This window comes from Bacillus sp. E214 (assembly GCF_008087365.1).
In the GTDB taxonomy this organism is placed as follows: domain Bacteria; phylum Bacillota; class Bacilli; order Bacillales; family Pradoshiaceae; genus Pradoshia.
This window is the reverse complement of sequence record NZ_VENN01000001.1, coordinates 1,889,052-1,908,167: the sequence shown is the minus strand read 5'-3', so window position 1 is coordinate 1,908,167 and position 19,116 is coordinate 1,889,052. Positions and strand designations below refer to the sequence as shown.

The following is a 19,116-nucleotide window of genomic DNA, read 5'->3' as shown; positions in this document are numbered from 1 at the left end:
TTCCCCTAAATATGCTAAAATATTCGAAGTGCATAAAAATAGTGTATGTATTTAAAGAAAGCCACCTGGCTTTCTCATTTTTTTGAATTAAGCAAAGTACAGGGTTTGGAGGAATAAGGATGAATAAGAATCTTGATCACTATTTACAGACTCTTGTACCTTCCCGAAATGATTTATTAAGTGAAATGGAAGAGTATGCAAGGGAAAATGGTGTTCCGATTATGGAATTAACCGGTATGGAGTCTATGTTACAGATTCTAAAAATCCAAAAGCCGCGAAAAATTTTAGAAATTGGAACAGCAATTGGTTATTCTGCTTTACGAATGGCGTATACGCTGCCAGAAGCTTCAATACTGACAATTGAAAGAGATGAGGAACGTATTGAAAAAGCTCATCATTTTATTGAAAGAGCGGACATGAAGAGTAGAATAAAGATTATAAAAGGTGACGCCCTTGAGACAGAATCAGCTGTCTCTCCAGAAGGACCTTTTGATTGTATATTTATCGACGCAGCTAAAGGACAATATAAACGTTTCTTTGAAATATATGAAAAGTCTTTGGCAGAGGGAGGAATTATCCTTTCCGATAATGTTCTCTTTAAAGGCTTGGTGGCTCTTGAACAGGAAGAGATTGAATCTAAACGAACAAAAAATTTAGTTAATAAAATAAAAGGCTATAATGAATGGCTCATGAATAAGGAAAACTTTGATACTGTCATTATCCCTGTCGGGGATGGTTTGGCTATCAGTATTAAACGAGGTGAAAAGGCATGAAAACCCCTGAGCTATTACTAACACCTACTAAGGTTGAAGATATCATCCCATTAATTGATGCAGGTGCAGATGCATTTGTTATAGGGGAACAACGTTATGGACTGAGACTGGCTGGAGAATTTAACAGAGAGGCTGTTAAAGAAGCAATCCAGCTAGCCCATTCAAAAGGAAAGAAAGTATATGTGGCTATGAATGCCATTTTCCATAATGAGAAAGTGGACGAGCTGTCCGATTATTTGCGTTTCTTAGATGCCAATCAAGCTGATGCTGTCATCTTTGGAGATCCAGCTGTTTTGATGGCTGCTCGTGAAGCAGCTCCGAACCTGCCACTGCATTGGAATACAGAAACAACAGCGACCAACTGGTTCACGTGTAATTACTGGGGAACAAAAGGAGCTAAGCGTGCAGTCCTTGCCCGGGAAATTAATATGGACGCTATCATTGAAATTAAAGAACATGCCAAAGTCGAGATTGAAGTACAGGTGCATGGAATGACAGCCATGTTTCAGTCAAAACGGACGCTTATCGGGAATTACTTTAATTACCAAGGCCGCAATATGAAAGTGGATAGCCTGGAGGATCAAAAAAGCTTATTCCTGCACGATCCTGAGCGTAACGCTAAATACCCAATCTTTGAAGATGAAAACGGCACTCATATTATGAGTCCGAATGATATTTGCATTATTGATGAATTGGCAGAAATGCTCGATGCTGGGGTAGACTCCTTTAAAATTGATGGAATCTTAAAGGATTCTGACTATCTTATTGAAGTAACCAAATTGTATCGCGAGGCAATTGATTTATATGCAGAGAATCCGGATCTATACGAAGATAAGAAGGAAGAACTGCTGCAGAAAGCTGAAGAAATTCAACCGGCAAACAGATCGCTGGATACAGGCTTCTTTTTCAAGGAGACTGTTTATTAACAGGGAATGGAGGATGACCGAATGTCCGTGTCAGAAAATAAAATTTCCGAGATTATTGACGGAAAACGCGTTATTGTAAAAAAACCGGAATTACTGGCTCCTGCCGGTAACCTGGAAAAATTAAAAATCGCTGTCCGTTATGGTGCCGACGCAGTATTTATTGGCGGTCAGGAATATGGATTGCGCTCCAATGCCGGAAATTTTTCATTGGCAGAAATGAAAGAAGGCGTGGAGTTTGCTAAACAATACGGCGCTAAAATATATGTGACCACTAATATTTTTGCTCATAATGAGAACATCGATGGACTTCCGGAGTATTTAAAAGGGATTGAAGAAGCTGGAGTAACAGGTATTATAGTAGCTGACCCGTTAATAATTGAGACCTGTAAAAAGGCTGCTCCAAAGCTGGAAATCCACTTAAGTACACAGCAATCCTTATCAAACTGGAAAGCTGTACAGTTTTGGAAAGAAGAAGGGCTGGATCGTGTTGTTTTGGCACGTGAGACGAGTGGAGAAGAAATCAAGCTAATGAAAGAAAAGGTTGATATTGAAATTGAAACCTTTATTCATGGGGCGATGTGTATTGCTTATTCAGGGCGCTGCACGCTATCTAACCATATGACAGCCCGTGATTCTAATCGAGGCGGCTGCTGCCAATCATGCAGATGGGATTATCATTTATTCGCTAATACGGAGGATGGTGAAAAACCATTATTTGAAGATGAAGACCAACCGTTTGCGATGAGTCCTAAAGATTTGAAACTGGTTGAATCCATCCCAACTATGATAGAGATGGGAATCGACAGCTTAAAAATCGAAGGCCGTATGAAATCCATTCATTATATTGCAACAGTTGTCAGTGTTTATCGCAAGGTTATAGATACTTATTGTGCGGATCCGGACAATTTTGTTTTCAAAGAGGAATGGATTACAGAGCTCAATAAGTGTGCGAATCGGGAAACAGCTCCCGCATTCTTTGAAGGTGTACCAAGCCATAAGGAGCAAATGTTTGGCAATCATAATAACAAAACAACGCATGACTTTGCCGGGCTTGTCTTATCGTATGATGAAAATACATCTATAGTCACGTTACAGCAAAGAAATTACTTTAAACCGGGAGACGAAATTGAATTTTTCGGACCTAATATCGAAAACTTTACGCAAACAGTCGGAACAATCTGGGATGAGGACGGCAATGAATTAGATGCTGCAAGACATCCGCTTATGACTGTCCGCTTAAAAGTCGATCAACCGGTTCATCCATATGATATGATGAGGAAGGAGAACAACTAAAAATGACTAAGCCAATTGTAATTGGGGTTGCAGGTGGCTCGGGTTCAGGGAAAACGAGTGTAACAAAAGCAATCTATGAAAAATTCAAGGGTCATTCCATCATGATTCTAGAACAAGATTATTATTATAAGGATCAAAGCCATCTTCCTTTTGAGGAACGACTAAAGACAAACTATGATCATCCATTGGCTTTTGATAATGATCTATTGCTGGAGCATATCAACAAATTGCTTCGTTATGAAGCAATTGAAAAGCCGGTTTATGATTATGCTATGCATACACGCTCTGAGGATGTAATTCCTGTTGAACCTAAGGACGTTATTATTCTCGAGGGAATCTTGGTACTTGAAGATGAGAGATTACGCGATATAATGGATATTAAACTATTTGTTGATACCGATGCAGATCTTCGTATAATACGTCGTTTAATGCGTGATATAAAAGAACGGGGCCGTTCAATTGATTCAGTCATTGAACAATACACATCTGTGGTACGTCCTATGCATAACCAATTTATTGAGCCTACTAAGCGCTATGCGGATATTATTATTCCTGAAGGCGGACACAATTACGTGGCTATTGATGTAATTGGTACTAAAATCCAAACGATTTTGGAGCAAAAATCCCTTTTATAGGAATATTTTGTTTTTACACCAATTTCCATAAAAATAACAAAAAAGTTACTCATTTTTGAAAAAATTTTGATAAAATTAATAGACAAATCGATAAAAAGAAATTAAGCTAACAATGAGTGTAAATTGCGCGTTCGATTGAGAACGCGCAATTCCTATACCAATAAAGGTATATACATAGTTATTAAGTGCATATATATACACATGATCACATGGAGCGGTTGGTGCTGCATGGTGAAAGTACAGAAGGAGTGAAATTTTTTGGCTACTGAAAAAGTATTCCCAATGACTAAAGAGGGAAAAGAAAAATTAGAGAAAGAATTAGAACTTTTAAAAACGGTTAAACGTAAAGAAGTTGTAGAACGAATTAAAATTGCACGCAGTTTCGGTGACTTATCCGAAAACTCTGAGTATGACTCTGCTAAAGAAGAACAAGCATTTGTTGAAGGAAGAATCACTACACTTGAAAATATGATTAGAAATGCACAAATTATTGAGTCAGGTGCATCTCAGGATGGAACGGTTACATTAGGAAAATCCGTAACATTTAAAGAATTACCTGATGGTGAAGAAGAAACTTATATAATTGTCGGTTCTGCAGAAGCTGACCCATTTGAGTATAAAATTTCAAATGATTCTCCTATTGCCCGCAGTTTAATGGGAAAAAAACCAGGTGATGAAGTAACGGTTTCTACTCCAGGTGGAGATATGGAAGTCGTAATCGTATCCGTTCAATAATTTGAAATTTAAGAAAGAACCAGCAAGGCGCCTATTTTAGGTGCCTTTTTTATTTGTTCAATTATAGTTTGAAATAGGCAAGCCCCGTCGAAACTGGTAACAGTAAGGGGTGTGTTAAATGAAAAAAAGAATATTGGGGACAGGAATTATTTTTCTATTGCTGTTTACTTTATTAATAGCCAAGCTGGTACATATACAGATAGTGAAGCCAAAGGAATATTCCAAACACCGGGTAAATTTATTAGAGAATAGTGTGAGACAAAGAATTGACGAAATCACTTTGGATGATGGGAGAGGTGGATTTCTTGATAGAGAAGGTAAGTCGATATCCTATCAGGACAAATCGGTGTTAGTACTCTTTCCATTTGTTAAACATTTAGATTGGCCTGCAGATAAAGTGGCAGACATTCTTGAGATAGAGAAAGAAATACTACTACAAAGGCTAAAGAGTGAAGAGGAACCATTTATTTATGAAAATAAAGGTATAACAGAATTAACAGATAGCCAAATTGCGCAAATTAACAATCTTCATATTCCAGGTATTATAGGTGTAAAGAAGAGAGAGGTTATAGCAAATCCTTCAGCAAGCCATCTTCTAGGGTCCCTGACATTAAATAAGAATGAAATAGATGAAGCTAATAAAATAGGCTATACACCGGTTGATTATCAAACAAAAGTAGGGAAAACAGGATTGCAAAAAGCCTTTCAGATCTTCCTGCAGGGTAATGGCAGTAAAAAACTAGTTTATCACAAAGCAGCCAATGGACTGCCAATGTTTGGAGTGGATATCCGTTATTTGGACGAAGGTCAATCTGGTGAAAGAATTAATATACAGACTACTTTGGATCAGGACTATCAAAAACTTGCAGAACAAGTTGCTGATGATAGTGGGCTGAAAAAAGGCGGAATCATCATTTTAGATGTTGAGACTAATGATATTCTGACTATGTTTTCCACACCGCTTGTAAATAAAGATGTAAACAATGAGGGTAACCATAATCAAATGATTACTCCACAGACTCCTGGTTCCGTATTTAAAACGGTTATAGCAGCTGCTGCCATAGAAGAAGGCCTAAACCTGAATGGAAGAGAATTTAACGGTAATTTGGATCATTTAGGGCGACCTGTTGATAAAAATACAGGAAGATTGCTAGGAATGGTTGATTTTAAGCGAGGGTTTGCATTAAGCAGCAACCAAGTTTTTGGAGTTCTGGGAAAGGAATTGGCAGATAAAAATCCGAATCTTATTGAAGAGTATGCTGAGCGGCTTGGCTTAATTCAACCAATTGGGTGGAATGGAAGTGTATTCCATACATCTCTCATTAAACAACTGCCGGAAGAAAAATCTGGGGTCATATGGACAGAATCCTCCATGAAGAAGGATGAGAATTTTGTGGCGAATACATCGATTGGTCAACTAAATGTAAAAGTAACTCCGCTTGCCATCGCCAATATGATGGCCACGATTGCCAGAGGTGGTGAAAGAATGATGGCTAGAGCTGCCACTAAAGCGGTCGATGATGACGGATTAACCATTGCCACCTTCAAAGAGCAGCCTATAGAAGGTAAAGCCATTTCAAAAATAACAGCCAGCAAGCTACAGCAATTATTAAGAGGAGTAGTAACAACAACAGGGAAATATGCCACTGCGGGTAATCTACATACAGCCAAGTACGATGTTGCTGGTAAGTCAGGAACAGCAGAAATTGGGGCCAAGGAAGATAAAACAAAACAGATGTACAATAAATGGTTTGCAGGTTATTTTCCTTTTCAAAAACCTAAATATGCGATGGTGATTGTAAATCTGGATACAGCGAGCAAGTCGGGTGCGGTAACTCCTTTATACTTACAAATGGTCAATGGGATACATGCAATTAATCAAAAAAGAGGCCTGGAATAAAAAATATGACGAAAAATTGAATAACTTTTAGTGATTACCTATCCATGTTAAAATAATCTTTATTATAAATTTGAGGAGGAAGTGTATATGGATAGGCAAGATAAATATCCTTCGCGTATGGATAAACGTCAGGATAAAAAGGTAAACAAAGTCTACAATATACTGATTACAGTTGTCGTTCTCCTTATTGTCGTTGTGGGAGCTACTATATTTTTAGGTAATAATGATGAACCGGCAAGTCAGAAGGCTGATACCAATCCTGAAAGTAATCAATCGGCAACCAATAAAGAAGACGAAGCTGACAAAGAGGAAGCTGACAAAGAAGAAACTGCAATGAATGAAGATGAGCAAGCATCTGAGAATGAGGACGAAGAGGGCCAAGATCAAGACCAAAACGCTGATCAAGATTCCTCTGAATCTGAAGATGCAGTAGAGTCTGAGAAAGTTGAAGAAACAGCTTCTGATGGAAATGTGGAAGAAGCGTATTCTGATCCTTCATGGAAGCCAGTAGGTACGGAACAAAGTGGAGAGCATGTTACACAATACGAGAAAGGTTCCACTGATTGGAATGAAATGGAGCAAGCCATTGCCTATGGAGCTGGCATAGATCAAAGTAATATGACCTTATGGTATTTACAAAATGGCGGTGAACCGAATAAGGCAATTGGTACTGTATCACCTAAAGATGGATCAAGCACGTATCGTGTATATATCGAATGGGTTGATGGTGAAGGATGGAAACCGACAAAGGTAGAAAAACTTATAAAGAATGACAAAGCTAGTTAACCAAATAAAAATACTTTTAAAGCTGCCGTGTTTGGCAGCTTTTTTGATTGTTACTTTTAAGGGAAATCCAGATAATTTGAAGAGTGGAAATACAAAGAGGTAATCGTAGCCATTTCAAAAAGGATGTATCATGTCAGTCAATATCTCTTAAATGTGTTCGAATCTCGGATGCGGTTTTTGTGGGATTTTCACATTGGAAAATAATATATCTATACTTTTTATGTCCTTGCAATTCTATGATGACCAACGGTATCCTACCGCTGTATGAAAGAAAATACCATTCATCCTGATATTTATAACTTCCTTCATAAATATTTAAGAATGAAATAGAAGAACCAGGCATTCGTATCATCCATGTAGGAGCATCGAAATAATCTACTAAAACATTTTTTATTAGAGGGTAGGGCATTTGAATCTTTTGTTTTAAAGCAAAAAAAGTTGTCAAACCTGTAAGAGTTAAAACCAGTTCCTGCTTATCGTCATCAAACTTTATTTCTCTCCCCATATATAGCACCTCCTATTATTCATTTCTGTAGGTCATCATGGCGTTGCCGCACCAAGTAGTGACTTAGGCCTTTAATCCCTAATAAGCTCCCTACGGTGCCTCCTCTTATGCTTCAGAGGCCTAAAAGATGTAGGTCATGAAGATGTTGCCACAGGACGTGCCGATTTTAGTCTTTGTTCCTTAATATACCCGTTTTTGGGTTTTTAGTTAATCTAGGGCAAGGCCCTTCAGCTTTTTATTCAATCAGCATCGACTCCTAGTCCCTCGAGACACAAGCAAATACTCTGCGGGAGGGAAGAGCGTCTCCCTCCGAGTATTCGTCTTATGCTTTTCGGGTCTGAACAGTCGTCTCAGTTTTTTAGTTAATCCAGCTTCAGGGCCTAGGAGTTCGGGACATAAGCATAGCCTCTACGGGGGAGAAACATCCCCTTCGAGCCTATGTCTTATGCTTCTCACTCCTGAACAAGGCCCTTCAGCTTTTTAGTTTATAGTGTACTACGGCTGTGTATATGGGTTTGCCTTCGGGGGTGGTGTGGATTTGGTGGGATATGTGGTGTACGGATAGCATGATTGCTTTGTTTTGATCTATTTTTTGTTGGATTTGTTTTTCAAGGTTTTGAATTGAGGATGCCTCGAAAAATTCAACTTTGTCTTCAATTAGTTCTAATTTAAATTCCACTTTTTTTGCCTCCTTCATTTTCAAACTAAGTCTACCAAAAATGCCTGGAATACTCTAGTTCCAATAAAGGATTAGTGGTCTGTTTATGCAGATGATTTATGGTAAAATGGTACATGTCATTTTAATTTTTGTAATAAAGGAGTTATACTGATGAAAATTGCTATTATTGGCGCAATGGAAGAAGAAGTTGCTTATTTGCGTGAGAATATAGAAAGTGCCGAGTCTGTTGTCATTGCTAATACAGAATATACAACTGGACAGATGTTTGGTGTGGATGTTATTTTGTTAAAATCCGGTATTGGCAAAGTGAATGCTGCCATGGGAACAACTGTCCTTCTTGAAAAGTTCAAGCCTGATTTTATCATCAACACTGGCTCAGCAGGTGGCTATAACCCAGAATTAAATGTAGGAGATATGGTCATTTCAACTGAGGTACGTCACCATGATGTGGATGTTACGGCGTTTGATTATGAATACGGACAGGTTCCACAATTACCTGCAGCATTTATTGCTGATGAAAAGCTTGTATCACTTGCAGAGAAAGTGGCTGCAGGTATAGACGGGGTTGGAGTTGGAAAAGGGTTAATCGCAACCGGTGACGTATTTATGTCTGATCCTGAACGTGTTCGATTTGTAAGAGAGAAGTTTCCACAGCTTCAGGCAGTTGAAATGGAAGCAGCCGCTATTGCTCAGGTGGCTTATCAGTTTAGTGTTCCATTTGTAGTTACGCGCGCATTAAGTGATATTGCTGGCAAAGAGTCAGATTTATCATTTGATCAATTCCTGGAAAAGGCTGCGTTGCATTCAGCTCAACTGGCAATGGGAATTGTAAAAGAATTAAAATAAAATTTTGAAGTTCTGTCGAAATACTGAGACAGAACTTTTTTTGTTTTCTTTAAAAAATAATAAGATTGTTCATAAATATTACTACCATTTTGTCCATCTATTTTAGTGGTTCGCCTGCCACTATTTACATTAGCATAGGGAGGAATATCGTGTTACTGTATTACTAGTTTATTTGAAAGGTGGTAGTTTCCTTGAAAGAGAAAATGATAGATTATAAACGTTTTGGTACAACTCTCCTTATGTTTGCTGTATTTCTTTTTTTAGGATCCATATTGCCAAAGGAAGGTATGAGTGAAGTAGTAAAGGAATACTTAACTTTTGCTACTGCCGGAGTATTGGCGTTATCCGCATTGTTTTTTGCTTTATCCAAGAAATACGGGAAGTTAATACAAGACGAAGAATAGATTCTATAAAATACAGGTCAACTCATTTAATGAGTTGGCTTTTTTTTATAATCTTTTAATCAAGAATCTTTACAGGTACTTGATAAATTTATCATTGACATTGATAATCATTATCAATAATATTAATATATCAAAATAATAATGTACGGGTGGTTTCTAATGATATTGTTGACATTACATAAACTTTCTTTTTTTATTTGCTTATTCTTTGGGGTTTTACACCTGTTTAAAAAGAATAGACCGATAAAACTTACTCATAGATGGAGTGGTTGTATAGCCTTGATAAGTATATTTATATATTTATTTCAAATGAGTTCTAATTTATTTGGTTATATCATTTATATGCTTATCATTGCTCTGACAGCAATAATTCCTTTTTTAAAGAAACAAAAAAATTGTACGGCCGTTCATATAGTTGGAGGGTTAGGCTCTATAGTATGGCTTGTATTGATACATATTTAGTGGGGGAAGACAGATGAAAAAACTAATTTTACTGGGATTGGGATGGATATCTCTATTGTTTGGTTTAATTGGAATCGCAGTTCCTATTTTACCAACGACACCTTTACTATTACTGACAGCAATTTTATTCGCTGGTAATTCAGTTAAATGTGAAAACTGGCTGAAGAAACAGTCATTTTACGAAAAATATGTAGTGAGCTACCAAAGGGATGGTGGTCTTACTTTAAGAAGAAAATTAACGATTTTACTAACCGTGTATTTATTACTTCTAATCAGCGGTTTAATGGTCAATCATTTGCACGTTCGCATTGTTCTATGCGTGTTGGCAGTTGTTAAATTGATTGTTTTTATAAAAATTCCTACGATTAATAATCAAGAGGAAGTGCAACAAATATGATTCAAAAAGAAATGATGATTTATGCAAAAAAGTATGGAATCATCCCTGTTTTGGTTCAAGTTACATTATTGCAATTATTGAATGTTGTTATAAATATAGTGATTGTATTTGAGATTGCGGAATTATTTTCTGCCTTGTTCTATGTTCATAATATCGTTATGGATATGTACTACATTTTATATATTGGATTGATTATAGCTATAAAGTTCGGCTGTCATTATTACTCGACAAAGCTCACACATTATACATCATTTGAGCTAAAGCATAAGGTGCGGAGAGAACTGTTTGAAAAGCTTCTTTCACTGACCCCTCAAGAGATTACCAAACTGGAAATCAGTAAAATTAGCCAGCTCGCGGTAGAAGGTATCGAGAATATTGATGTTTATTACAGTCGTTATCTGCCGCAATTTTTTTATAGCCTGTTGACTCCTGTCCTGCTATTTGTGGTAATGGCAAAATTGAATTGGAAAATTGCGCTTATGTTGTTGATCAGTGGTTTTTTAATTCCGGTTGCCATTGTGGCCGGCGTAAAAATTGGAAAGAGAATTTTTAAAACATATTGGAATAAATACTTGGATGTTGGTAAAAAGTTCGTTGAAGGTGTAGAGGGACTGCGCACCTTAAAAATTTATAACGGAGAAAAGGCATACGGAGAGATTATGAATAAGGAAGCAGAGGAATTCCGCTATATGACGATGAAGGTGCTTAGGATGCAATTGCAATCTATCACCATTATGGATTTAATCGCCTATTTAGGAGCAGCTTTGGGAATCGTCTGCTCAGTGATTGCCTATAAAAATGGAAACTTAAGTTTAACTGGCTTTATCTGTTTTTCTCTGCTGGCGATTGAATTTTTTGTACCATTTCGACTGTTGGGATCCTATTTTCATGTAGGTATGAATGGTACGAGTGCCTTGAATTTATTATCCTCCATTTTAAAAATTGACTCGCAAAAAGAAGAACCAGCTGTTCATAAGGATATCACAGGAGATTTATGCATTAAAAATTTAACCTATACTTATCCATATGCTGAAAAACCGGCTTTGCAGGATTGCAATCTTGTCATCAAGCAAAGCGAGGTGACGGGAATTGCAGGTGCTTCTGGTGCAGGAAAAACGACTATTACACATATTCTGCAACGTTTCATTGAACCGGAAAATGGAACAATTGAAATCGGTGGGACATCTTTAGCGGAACTGCCTATTGATCAGGTGCATCGATTGATTGGCTGTGTCAGTAACCGTTCCTATATTTTTGAAGGTACGATTTTTTCTAATTTAATGATGGCTAAACCAACTTTGGAGGTAGAAGAGGCAGAAGAGATTATTAGGTTTGTGAAGCTAGATCAATTTGCTGCTAACCTTCATTATAAAATTCAAAGCGGAGGGACGAATCTTTCAAGCGGACAGCGCCAAAAATTAGCAATTGCCCGAATGCTGTTAAAGAATCCTAAAGTGTTTATTTTTGATGAAGCTACTGCCAATATCGACCGTAGTAGTGAAGATGATATTCTTGATATTATTCAAAGAATCAGCCGTCAGGGAAAAATGGTTATCATGATTACCCATCACTTGCAGCGTTTAGTAGATGCAAATCAAATCTATGTATTCTCCAATGGAAAAATAGCTGAACAAGGCAATCATCAAACACTTATGAACAATGGGAACATTTATGCAGAGCTATTTGAAGAACAACAATCAATCGGAAGGTGTGCAGTATGATTAGCAGCGGAAAGAATTTGATTCAATTAATGAAAATATTAAAGCCGCTTATTCCACATATGATGCTGACAATCCTTCTTGGTACATTAGGTTATTTGGCGGTTTCAGCCATAAGTCTTATAGGAGGGATGGCTTTCTTGGATGTAATGGGCCTTAAGGACTTTGGAAATGGAAGACTGTTGCTGATTATGATTATTACAGCAGGTATAATGCGTGCTGTTTTTCGTCTGTGCGAGCAATATATGACCCATTACATTGCATTTAGGCTTCTGGCTACTATCCGGTTTCATATCTTTAGATCCCTTGGAAAGCTTGGGAATAGGCAATTAATGAGCTTTCAAAAAGGGGAGCTTATGAATGTTATTACTAAGGATGTAGAAATGCTTGAAGTGTTTTATGCGCACACAGTAGCTCCTGTTTGTATTAGCTTTATCACAGGAATTGTTTATCTGGCGATTTTTTGGTCTTTTCATCCATTTTATGCTGTTGCAGCGTTGTTCTCATATTTGTTAATAAGCTATGTTGTTCCGAAAAGTGTGTACAGAAGCGGACAAGAAGCAGGAGAAGCTTATCGTGTTCAATTTGGCATGCAAAGTCAATATATCCTTGATCGATTAAAAGGGTTGAAGGAACTATACATTTTTGGACAGGAGCAACAGACAATTAATCAAATTGACGAATATAGTGAGGAATTAAATAATTCTACTTTGTCCCTTAAGAAACATGAAGGTCTACTCAAGGCATTGACGGATGGGGCATTATACCTTTCAGTGTTTATACAAATTGGTATATCTATTTATTTATACGGAATTGGTAAAGTGGATGCAGGTACAGGGCTTTTAGCTATGCTGCTGCTTTATTCTTCCTTTGGTCCTGCACTAGCTTTATCGCAGCTTAGCTCGAGCCTTGTTCATACATTTTCCAGTGCTAAACGTGTCTTAGGAATCATGAATATTACTCCTGAGGTAAATGAGGGAGGCAGTCGTGAACTCGTCCATATTGGTAATATTAAATATAAAGATGTTCAATTTGAGTATGAAAAAGGCAAACATTTATATAAAAACGTTAATTTTGAATGGAGAATAGGAGAAATTATTGGCATCAGGGGAGATAATGGTACGGGGAAATCAACATTGATTTCATTACTGCTGCGGGATATTCCAGTTACGAAAGGTACCATACTATTAAATGGAGTGCCAGCCGAGGAGTATGATGCCGATTCTTACCGGAATCATTTCAGTATGGTTGATGCTCATACAATTGTATTTTCGGATACATTGCGCCGGAATCTGACGATGTATAAAAAATATAAGGATGAAGAAATTTGGGATGCTTGTGAGAAAGCAGGATTGTATCAATTTATAAAAAGTCTTCCAGAAGGATTGGATACACATCTTCAAGAATTCGGTGAAAATCTTTCAAGTGGACAGCTCCAACGATTAGCGTTGGCCAGATTATTCCTGGATGATGCCTCGGTTTTCATCCTGGATGAACCTACGACCAATCTTGATGCGTTGAATGAATCCTCCATTCTTCAGGCCATTAAAGCCCATGCGGGAGATAAACTTGTTATTCTCATCAGCCATCATCCGGAGGTACTGGCTATGGCAGACCGTATTTTTGAAGTGAGCAATGGACAAATAAACGAAATGGAATGCCAGCATTGTAAGAATGCGTAATATGGGCAGTGGGATGATATCAAGACACACTTAAACACTTGTCGGTTCATGAACAACTTGGACAAAACAGCCTGGCATTAGAGCTGCAGAATAATTTTCTGCGGCTTTTTGCTTTGTTTAAAATTTATGATATGTAGATACTTACCCATTCTGGTTTTCTAAAGGTCTGTAATGGTCTATATTTTGGTGAAAAATAGTAAATTAAACTATAGGATTTTTATACAATTTTAGTTCTATATTGGTGGTGTGATGAATATATTGATAAAGTGTGCTAAAAACACCGATGATTTGAAGCTTAAGGAGGTAATTGCATGACCTTTAATATGATTCTGTTCACGGTTACAATCAAGTCAAATAAATTGGGCAGGTCTGAATACGTTTCAATACGTCAGGCGGAAAATGAAATACTTGATCGAAAAACAACTATAATTAATAAATTCTATTAATTATATTCCATACTCGAGTATGCGAAGGTTGACCGGTCCAAAAAAATTTGCTCAATCGGAAGGAAGGCGATAGATATGACTAGCAATATGATAGTAAAGACATCAAAATTTTTCTGGATTAATAAGGATAGTGCATAACGAACTGTTCACATTCCTGTAAAGAATTAGTCAATTATTCTTCACATCACGTCGCTTGGGACACCCCTTTATTATGTTAAATTTAGGTAAATGGGAAGAATAAGGGGTTGGTTACCATGTTATTATTCGTAATGGGGGTTGCTACTGCCGTTACAATCACATTTGTCATTGTAGCTGATATCACAACTATAGAATTATAAAAAGAAGAAAAAAACTTATGCAGAGCATAAGTTTTTTTCTTTATTTAGTACCAAGGTATCCCCCGCTCCAGAAACCCCAAAAGCCAAAGAGGAATAATAAAATGAATAGAATAATTAAGATCGCAAATCCGGCGCCATACCCATTTCGGCATGGTGGAGGAGGATAGCCCCAACCGCAACTGGGTCCTCCAAAATGATAAGGATACATAGGTGCACCTCCTTATATACCGTAGATTATTATTATAATATGGGATGATTGCTTATATGGTTGGGCATAAATCAAATATCTTATTTTCAGAAGGACAGGCAAGGGATAGAGGCTGCTGTCATACATATCTAATAGTCTAACTGGTTGGAAACAGTGAGGAGCTGATTTAATTGGCAGGAGTTTTAGCAACGTTTGGCTATTTTATTAAAGAATTGGTTTTTCTCGTCTCCTATGTTAAAAACAATGCATTTCCTCAACCATTATCAGCAAAGGAAGAAAGGGAATGTATTGAAAGAATGGCGGAAGGAGATGCGGAAGCAAGGAATTTATTAATTGAACATAACCTAAGGCTTGTAGCTCACATTGTAAAGAAGTTTGAAAATACTGGGGAAGATACTGAGGATCTCATTTCAATCGGAACGATTGGCTTAATCAAGGGAATCGAATCTTATTCCTCAGGTAAAGGCACGAAACTTGCTACATACGCGGCCCGCTGTATAGAAAATGAAATTTTGATGCATCTAAGAGTGATAAAAAAAACAAAAAAAGATGTTTCGTTGCATGACCCGATTGGCCAGGATAAAGAGGGAAATGAAATTTCATTGCTTGATATATTGAAGTCTGAGTCTGAGGATGTAATTGACACAATTCAGCTTAATATGGAACTTGAAAAAGTGAAGAAGTATATTGATGTGCTTGAGGACCGTGAAAAGGAGGTTATTGTTGGCAGGTTTGGCCTAGATCTAAAAAAGGAAAAGACACAAAGAGAGATAGCGAAAGAACTGGGTATATCTCGCAGCTATGTTTCAAGAATTGAAAAGAGAGCATTAATGAAAATGTTCCATGAATTTTATCGAGCAGAGAAAGAAAAAAGGAAGAAAAAATAGTCAAAACGGGCAAAAGATACTTGTCCGTTTTTTTCGTTAAAAGGAAATAATATTGTCACGCTCAAAAAATTGAGGTGTCAATATGCACGAATCTAAACCCCAACATAATTCTTCTTATTTTTACCGTTTTGGCTGTAAGGTCATTCAATATTATAAAGTTATCCTGCTAGTTTGGGGATTACTGTTTCTTGGCGGAATAATGCTAATACCATCTTTTTTTAACCATCTTTCACCACCGCAATTAAATGTAAAAGGTTCACAATCAGAACTAACTCAAAAATTAATGGAGCATAACTTTGCAGATGATATGGGTGAACAAAATTTTCTTGTTTTTCATTCGAATCAATGGAAAGTAAATGAACAAAAATTTTACGAACCGGTAGATAATGTTCTGGCTGAAATCCAAAAGATAGAAGGGGTAACTGTAGTTGCAAATCCGATGGAGAACCCTCTGCTGGAGGGGGAGAATCAAGTTTCAAAGGATTTGCACACTTGTTACGCGTTACTTTTTATTGAAGGGAATAAAGGTCGGGTTTTAGAAACGATTGATGTACTTAGTGAATATTTGGATGCGCAGAAGGGTGGGCTTGAACTATATTTGACAGGGGCCACTCCGACAATAAAGGATTTGACCCATATGGAAAAGCGGGATCTTACCTTTGCGGAAAAATTGGGCATGCCTTTTGTTCTTGTGGTTCTTTTATTTGCATTTGGTTCTCTTACAGCGGCTTTAATCCCGATTATGTTAGGAGGAATGGCGGTAGTTCTTACCTTTGCATGTTTAAGTCTTTCGGGATATCAGGATTTTGACATTATTGTACCAAGTGTAGTCACGATGATTGGACTGGGAATAGGAATTGATTATTCTTTATTTTTGATTATTAGATATAGGGAGGAACTTCAACAAAATGATTCTCATCAGGCAATCGCCATAGCCATTGCCACAAGCGGAAAGTCTATATTTTTATCTGGGTTGACGGTTATGATTTCATTAATCGGACTCCCTCTTGTTCATGCAAAATTATTTCTTAATTTAACAGTGGGCACATTTGCTGTTTTATTTATATTATTGTTGCTGACACTTACCTTTTTACCTTCATTATTATGTTTGCTTGGACATCGTCTGAACAGTTTCTCCATACCATATAAAAAGAAGACTAATCAGAGAAAATATCTGTATCGATGGACAAAGCATATCATGAAGTACTCACTTCCTTATTTAATTGGGAGTTTGCTTATTCTAGCAGCATTGACCGCTCCATTATTGCAGATGCATTTGGGAATAGGGCTTAATCAAGATGCCTTAAAGGATTATCCATCTGGAAGAGGAAATACGCTTTTAGAGGATAAGTTTGTGTCCGGTCTATACTCACCGGTTCTCCTGGTAAAGAAGGCTTCAGGTAGTCGGTTCAGTATGGAAGAGCTTAAGGAAATTTCGACTGTTGGAGATATCCTCAAAACCTTTGATGAGGTCCAAATGGTTTCATCCATTACAGAATTGACTGACAATCTTTTAGGTGATGATGATACATACAATGAGGTAGCAGAATTAATAAAACTACCTGAACTTAAGGAATATACCAGTTTTTTGATTAATGACGATTTTAATGTAGCCCCTGTAATGATTACGTTGAAATATGCCCCAGATTCTACTGAAGCAAAAACTTTTGTCTCTAAGCTAAATGAGCGGTTTGAGAAACAGGTGAATGAAGGGAGCCTTTATATTGGAGGGCTTACAGCTCAAGTGAATGATTTGCATGAAGAAACAGCAAAAAAAACACCCATCGTCATTGTGGTTGTTTTAATGATTTCCTATTGTTTCTTGGTAATTGCTTTTAAGAGCATTTTTATTCCAATAAAAGCAATTCTATTAAATATTATTTGTGTAACAGCAGCATGCGGAATGACAGTCTTAGTCTTTCAATTTGGATGGGGAGAAGAGTATCTTCAATTTACTTCTCCAGGATTTATACAGTCTTATTTGCCTGTATTAACCTTCGCAATTTTGTTCGGACTTTCTATGGACTATGAGGTATTTTTAGTCGGAAGGATTAAAGAAGAATGGGAATCATCCCACGATAATGAAGAATCAATAGCAAGGGGAATCGAATCTACAGGTCCTTTTATTACCCAGGCTGCCTTAATTATGATCATTGTTTTTATTTCATTTATCCTGACACGCGTATTAGAAATTAAACAGCTGGGCTTTACTTTAGCGATTGCTGTTTTATTGGATGCGACGATTATTAGGTTAATCCTTGTTCCAATCCTCTTGAAAATGATGGGAAAATGGAATTGGTGGTTTCCGAGGATGAAGAGACGATTTAAATTGAAATGATGATATACTTGACTGTATCAGTAAGAAAAATCTTTCCCTTCCTTTAAAGGAATAGTAAACTAAGTAGAGACAAACACCCTTAATCGTCATGGGTGTTTTTGTTAATTTTATATCCAATCGAAAGATAGCTAAATGTGAGTAGCTATATAACAAGAAAATAGGTGAAGAAAGTGAAGGAAAAGGTATATCAATTATTAATCGAATTAACCAATGGCAGATGGACTTCTTCCCTTTTAAGAAAATTTGCAAACTCTAAAGCAAGCAGGCGGATAATCCCATCTTTTGCAAAGCAATACAAAATTAATTTGACTGAGATGGATCGTCCCATTCAGGAATACACATCCCTGCATGACTTTTTTACAAGGGCTTTAATAAATGGAGCGCGCGAAATTAATCATGAGGAGGGGACTGTTGTCAGTCCTGTAGATGCCGTATTGGAGGATAGTGGGCCCATCCATGAAGATTCTTCTTTCCAGGTGAAAGGGAAGGTATATTCAGTTGAGGAAATGCTTGGGAACACAAAAGATACAGAAAAATATCTAGGCGGCAGATATATGGTACTATATTTAAGTCCAAGCCATTATCATCGTATTCACTCTCCAGTTGAGGGATTGGTTACACGGAAAAGTACTCTTGGACGAAAGTCATATCCAGTCAACAAGTGGGGGATGACATTAGGTAAATACCCTCTATCAAAAAATTACCGTGAAATCACAGAAATCCAGCATGCCGGAGGATTTCTATCTGTTGTAAAGGTTGGTGCCATGTTTGTTAATTCAATAGAGAGAACACATTCGGGGGATACTCTACATAAAGGGGAAGAAATCGGGTATTTTTCTTTCGGTTCAACCGTGGTTCTATTATTTGAGAAGGAAACCTTTACTCCATACATAACAGGTGCTTTGCCGCAACCAGTACATGTCGGTGAGACAATAGGGTATATAAAATAATAATACAAAAAAATTGCCCTGGATCTTAACCAGGGCGCATGATACAAATGAGTTTGGCTCTGCTTAAAATATTTTATAAGATAAGGATCTCCTGTCAATTTCTCTTTCAATTAGACGGATAAATTCTTGGCTTAAGTTTAAATGCCTGGCTTTGTAATATGATTCAATTAAAAGATCATCTGGTAGTTTTTGCATTATTTTGCCTTGC

20 protein-coding genes are annotated in these 19,116 nt (G+C 37.2%); 16 read left to right on the top strand and 4 right to left on the bottom strand.

What is annotated here, in order from left to right; all coding sequences use genetic code 11:
* Positions 1-119: 119 nt before the first annotated feature.
* The 7 genes from FHY47_RS08940 to FHY47_RS08910 all read left to right on the top strand — a co-directional run bounded on the left by FHY47_RS08940 (position 120) and on the right by FHY47_RS08910 (position 7,048).
* The gene (locus FHY47_RS08940) at positions 120-773 is read left to right on the top strand and encodes an O-methyltransferase (RefSeq protein WP_066105391.1); all 654 of its coding nucleotides are present in this window, start codon (positions 120-122) and stop codon (positions 771-773) included.
* Positions 770-1,699, top strand: coding sequence for a peptidase U32 family protein (locus tag FHY47_RS08935; RefSeq protein WP_066105387.1), 930 nt, complete (start codon positions 770-772; stop codon positions 1,697-1,699). The genes FHY47_RS08940 and FHY47_RS08935 overlap by 4 nt, the downstream gene beginning before the upstream one ends.
* Positions 1,700-1,720: 21 nt before the next feature.
* Positions 1,721-2,992 carry a peptidase U32 family protein gene (locus FHY47_RS08930; RefSeq protein ID WP_066105385.1) on the top strand — a complete coding sequence of 424 codons (1,272 nt, stop codon included), beginning with the start codon at positions 1,721-1,723 and terminating at the stop codon, positions 2,990-2,992.
* Positions 2,993-2,994: 2 nt separating this feature from the next.
* Positions 2,995-3,627 (top strand): uridine kinase, encoded by a 633-nt coding sequence (udk, locus tag FHY47_RS08925; protein WP_066105382.1) that lies wholly within the window; start codon positions 2,995-2,997, stop codon positions 3,625-3,627.
* Positions 3,628-3,885: 258 nt separating this feature from the next.
* Positions 3,886-4,362 carry a transcription elongation factor GreA gene (gene greA / locus FHY47_RS08920; RefSeq protein ID WP_066105374.1) on the top strand — a complete coding sequence of 159 codons (477 nt, stop codon included), beginning with the start codon at positions 3,886-3,888 and terminating at the stop codon, positions 4,360-4,362.
* A gap of 118 nt (positions 4,363-4,480) precedes the next feature.
* The gene (locus FHY47_RS08915) at positions 4,481-6,262 is read left to right on the top strand and encodes a penicillin-binding transpeptidase domain-containing protein (protein WP_066105371.1); all 1,782 of its coding nucleotides are present in this window, start codon (positions 4,481-4,483) and stop codon (positions 6,260-6,262) included.
* Between the two features lie 87 nt (positions 6,263-6,349).
* Positions 6,350-7,048 (top strand): YrrS family protein, encoded by a 699-nt coding sequence (locus FHY47_RS08910; protein ID WP_225983610.1) that lies wholly within the window; start codon positions 6,350-6,352, stop codon positions 7,046-7,048.
* 133 nt (positions 7,049-7,181) lie between these two features.
* On the opposite strand, the gene FHY47_RS08905 is transcribed toward FHY47_RS08910, so the two are convergent.
* Positions 7,182-7,553 (bottom strand): hypothetical protein, encoded by a 372-nt coding sequence (locus FHY47_RS08905; protein WP_148630193.1) that lies wholly within the window; start codon positions 7,551-7,553, stop codon positions 7,182-7,184.
* A gap of 472 nt (positions 7,554-8,025) precedes the next feature.
* Entirely contained in the window at positions 8,026-8,232 is a 207-nt protein-coding gene (locus tag FHY47_RS08900; protein ID WP_066105356.1) for a DUF2536 family protein, read from the bottom strand.
* 150 nt (positions 8,233-8,382) lie between these two features.
* Between FHY47_RS08900 and mtnN the strand changes: the two genes are divergently transcribed.
* The 6 genes from mtnN to FHY47_RS08870 all read left to right on the top strand — a co-directional run bounded on the left by mtnN (position 8,383) and on the right by FHY47_RS08870 (position 14,187).
* Positions 8,383-9,078 carry a 5'-methylthioadenosine/S-adenosylhomocysteine nucleosidase gene (mtnN, locus tag FHY47_RS08895; protein WP_140461990.1) on the top strand — a complete coding sequence of 232 codons (696 nt, stop codon included), beginning with the start codon at positions 8,383-8,385 and terminating at the stop codon, positions 9,076-9,078.
* A gap of 191 nt (positions 9,079-9,269) precedes the next feature.
* Positions 9,270-9,482, top strand: coding sequence for a YrhC family protein (locus FHY47_RS08890; protein ID WP_077248071.1), 213 nt, complete (start codon positions 9,270-9,272; stop codon positions 9,480-9,482).
* 475 nt (positions 9,483-9,957) lie between these two features.
* Positions 9,958-10,341 (top strand): DUF454 family protein, encoded by a 384-nt coding sequence (locus tag FHY47_RS08885; protein WP_066105347.1) that lies wholly within the window; start codon positions 9,958-9,960, stop codon positions 10,339-10,341.
* Complete coding sequence (locus FHY47_RS08880; protein WP_148630190.1) at positions 10,338-12,062, top strand: ABC transporter ATP-binding protein/permease; 1,725 nt, start codon at positions 10,338-10,340, stop codon at positions 12,060-12,062. Before FHY47_RS08885 ends, FHY47_RS08880 begins: the two co-directional genes overlap by 4 nt.
* On the top strand, positions 12,059-13,741 hold the full coding sequence (locus FHY47_RS08875; protein WP_140461992.1) for an amino acid ABC transporter ATP-binding/permease protein: 1,683 nt from the start codon (positions 12,059-12,061) through the stop codon (positions 13,739-13,741). The genes FHY47_RS08880 and FHY47_RS08875 overlap by 4 nt, the downstream gene beginning before the upstream one ends.
* Positions 13,742-14,052: 311 nt before the next feature.
* Positions 14,053-14,187, top strand: coding sequence for a YrzI family small protein (locus FHY47_RS08870; protein ID WP_077248070.1), 135 nt, complete (start codon positions 14,053-14,055; stop codon positions 14,185-14,187).
* Positions 14,188-14,565: 378 nt separating this feature from the next.
* Here FHY47_RS08870 and FHY47_RS18920 read toward each other — a convergent pair whose 3' ends face one another.
* Positions 14,566-14,733, bottom strand: a complete 168-nt coding sequence (locus FHY47_RS18920; protein ID WP_187393461.1) for a hypothetical protein — start codon at positions 14,731-14,733, stop codon at positions 14,566-14,568.
* Between the two features lie 170 nt (positions 14,734-14,903).
* Here FHY47_RS18920 and sigK point away from each other — a divergent pair, with 170 nt between their 5' ends.
* The 3 genes from sigK (at position 14,904) to FHY47_RS08855 (ending at position 18,908) form a co-directional block, all read left to right on the top strand.
* The gene (gene sigK / locus FHY47_RS08865) at positions 14,904-15,620 is read left to right on the top strand and encodes an RNA polymerase sporulation sigma factor SigK (protein ID WP_066105338.1); all 717 of its coding nucleotides are present in this window, start codon (positions 14,904-14,906) and stop codon (positions 15,618-15,620) included.
* Between the two features lie 82 nt (positions 15,621-15,702).
* On the top strand, positions 15,703-17,958 hold the full coding sequence (locus FHY47_RS08860) for an MMPL family transporter (protein ID WP_140461993.1): 2,256 nt from the start codon (positions 15,703-15,705) through the stop codon (positions 17,956-17,958).
* 170 nt (positions 17,959-18,128) lie between these two features.
* Complete coding sequence (locus tag FHY47_RS08855) at positions 18,129-18,908, top strand: phosphatidylserine decarboxylase (RefSeq protein ID WP_066105333.1); 780 nt, start codon at positions 18,129-18,131, stop codon at positions 18,906-18,908.
* Positions 18,909-18,971: 63 nt separating this feature from the next.
* Here FHY47_RS08855 and FHY47_RS08850 read toward each other — a convergent pair whose 3' ends face one another.
* Complete coding sequence (locus tag FHY47_RS08850) at positions 18,972-19,103, bottom strand: sporulation histidine kinase inhibitor Sda (RefSeq protein ID WP_066105330.1); 132 nt, start codon at positions 19,101-19,103, stop codon at positions 18,972-18,974.
* Positions 19,104-19,116 lie beyond the last annotated feature (13 nt).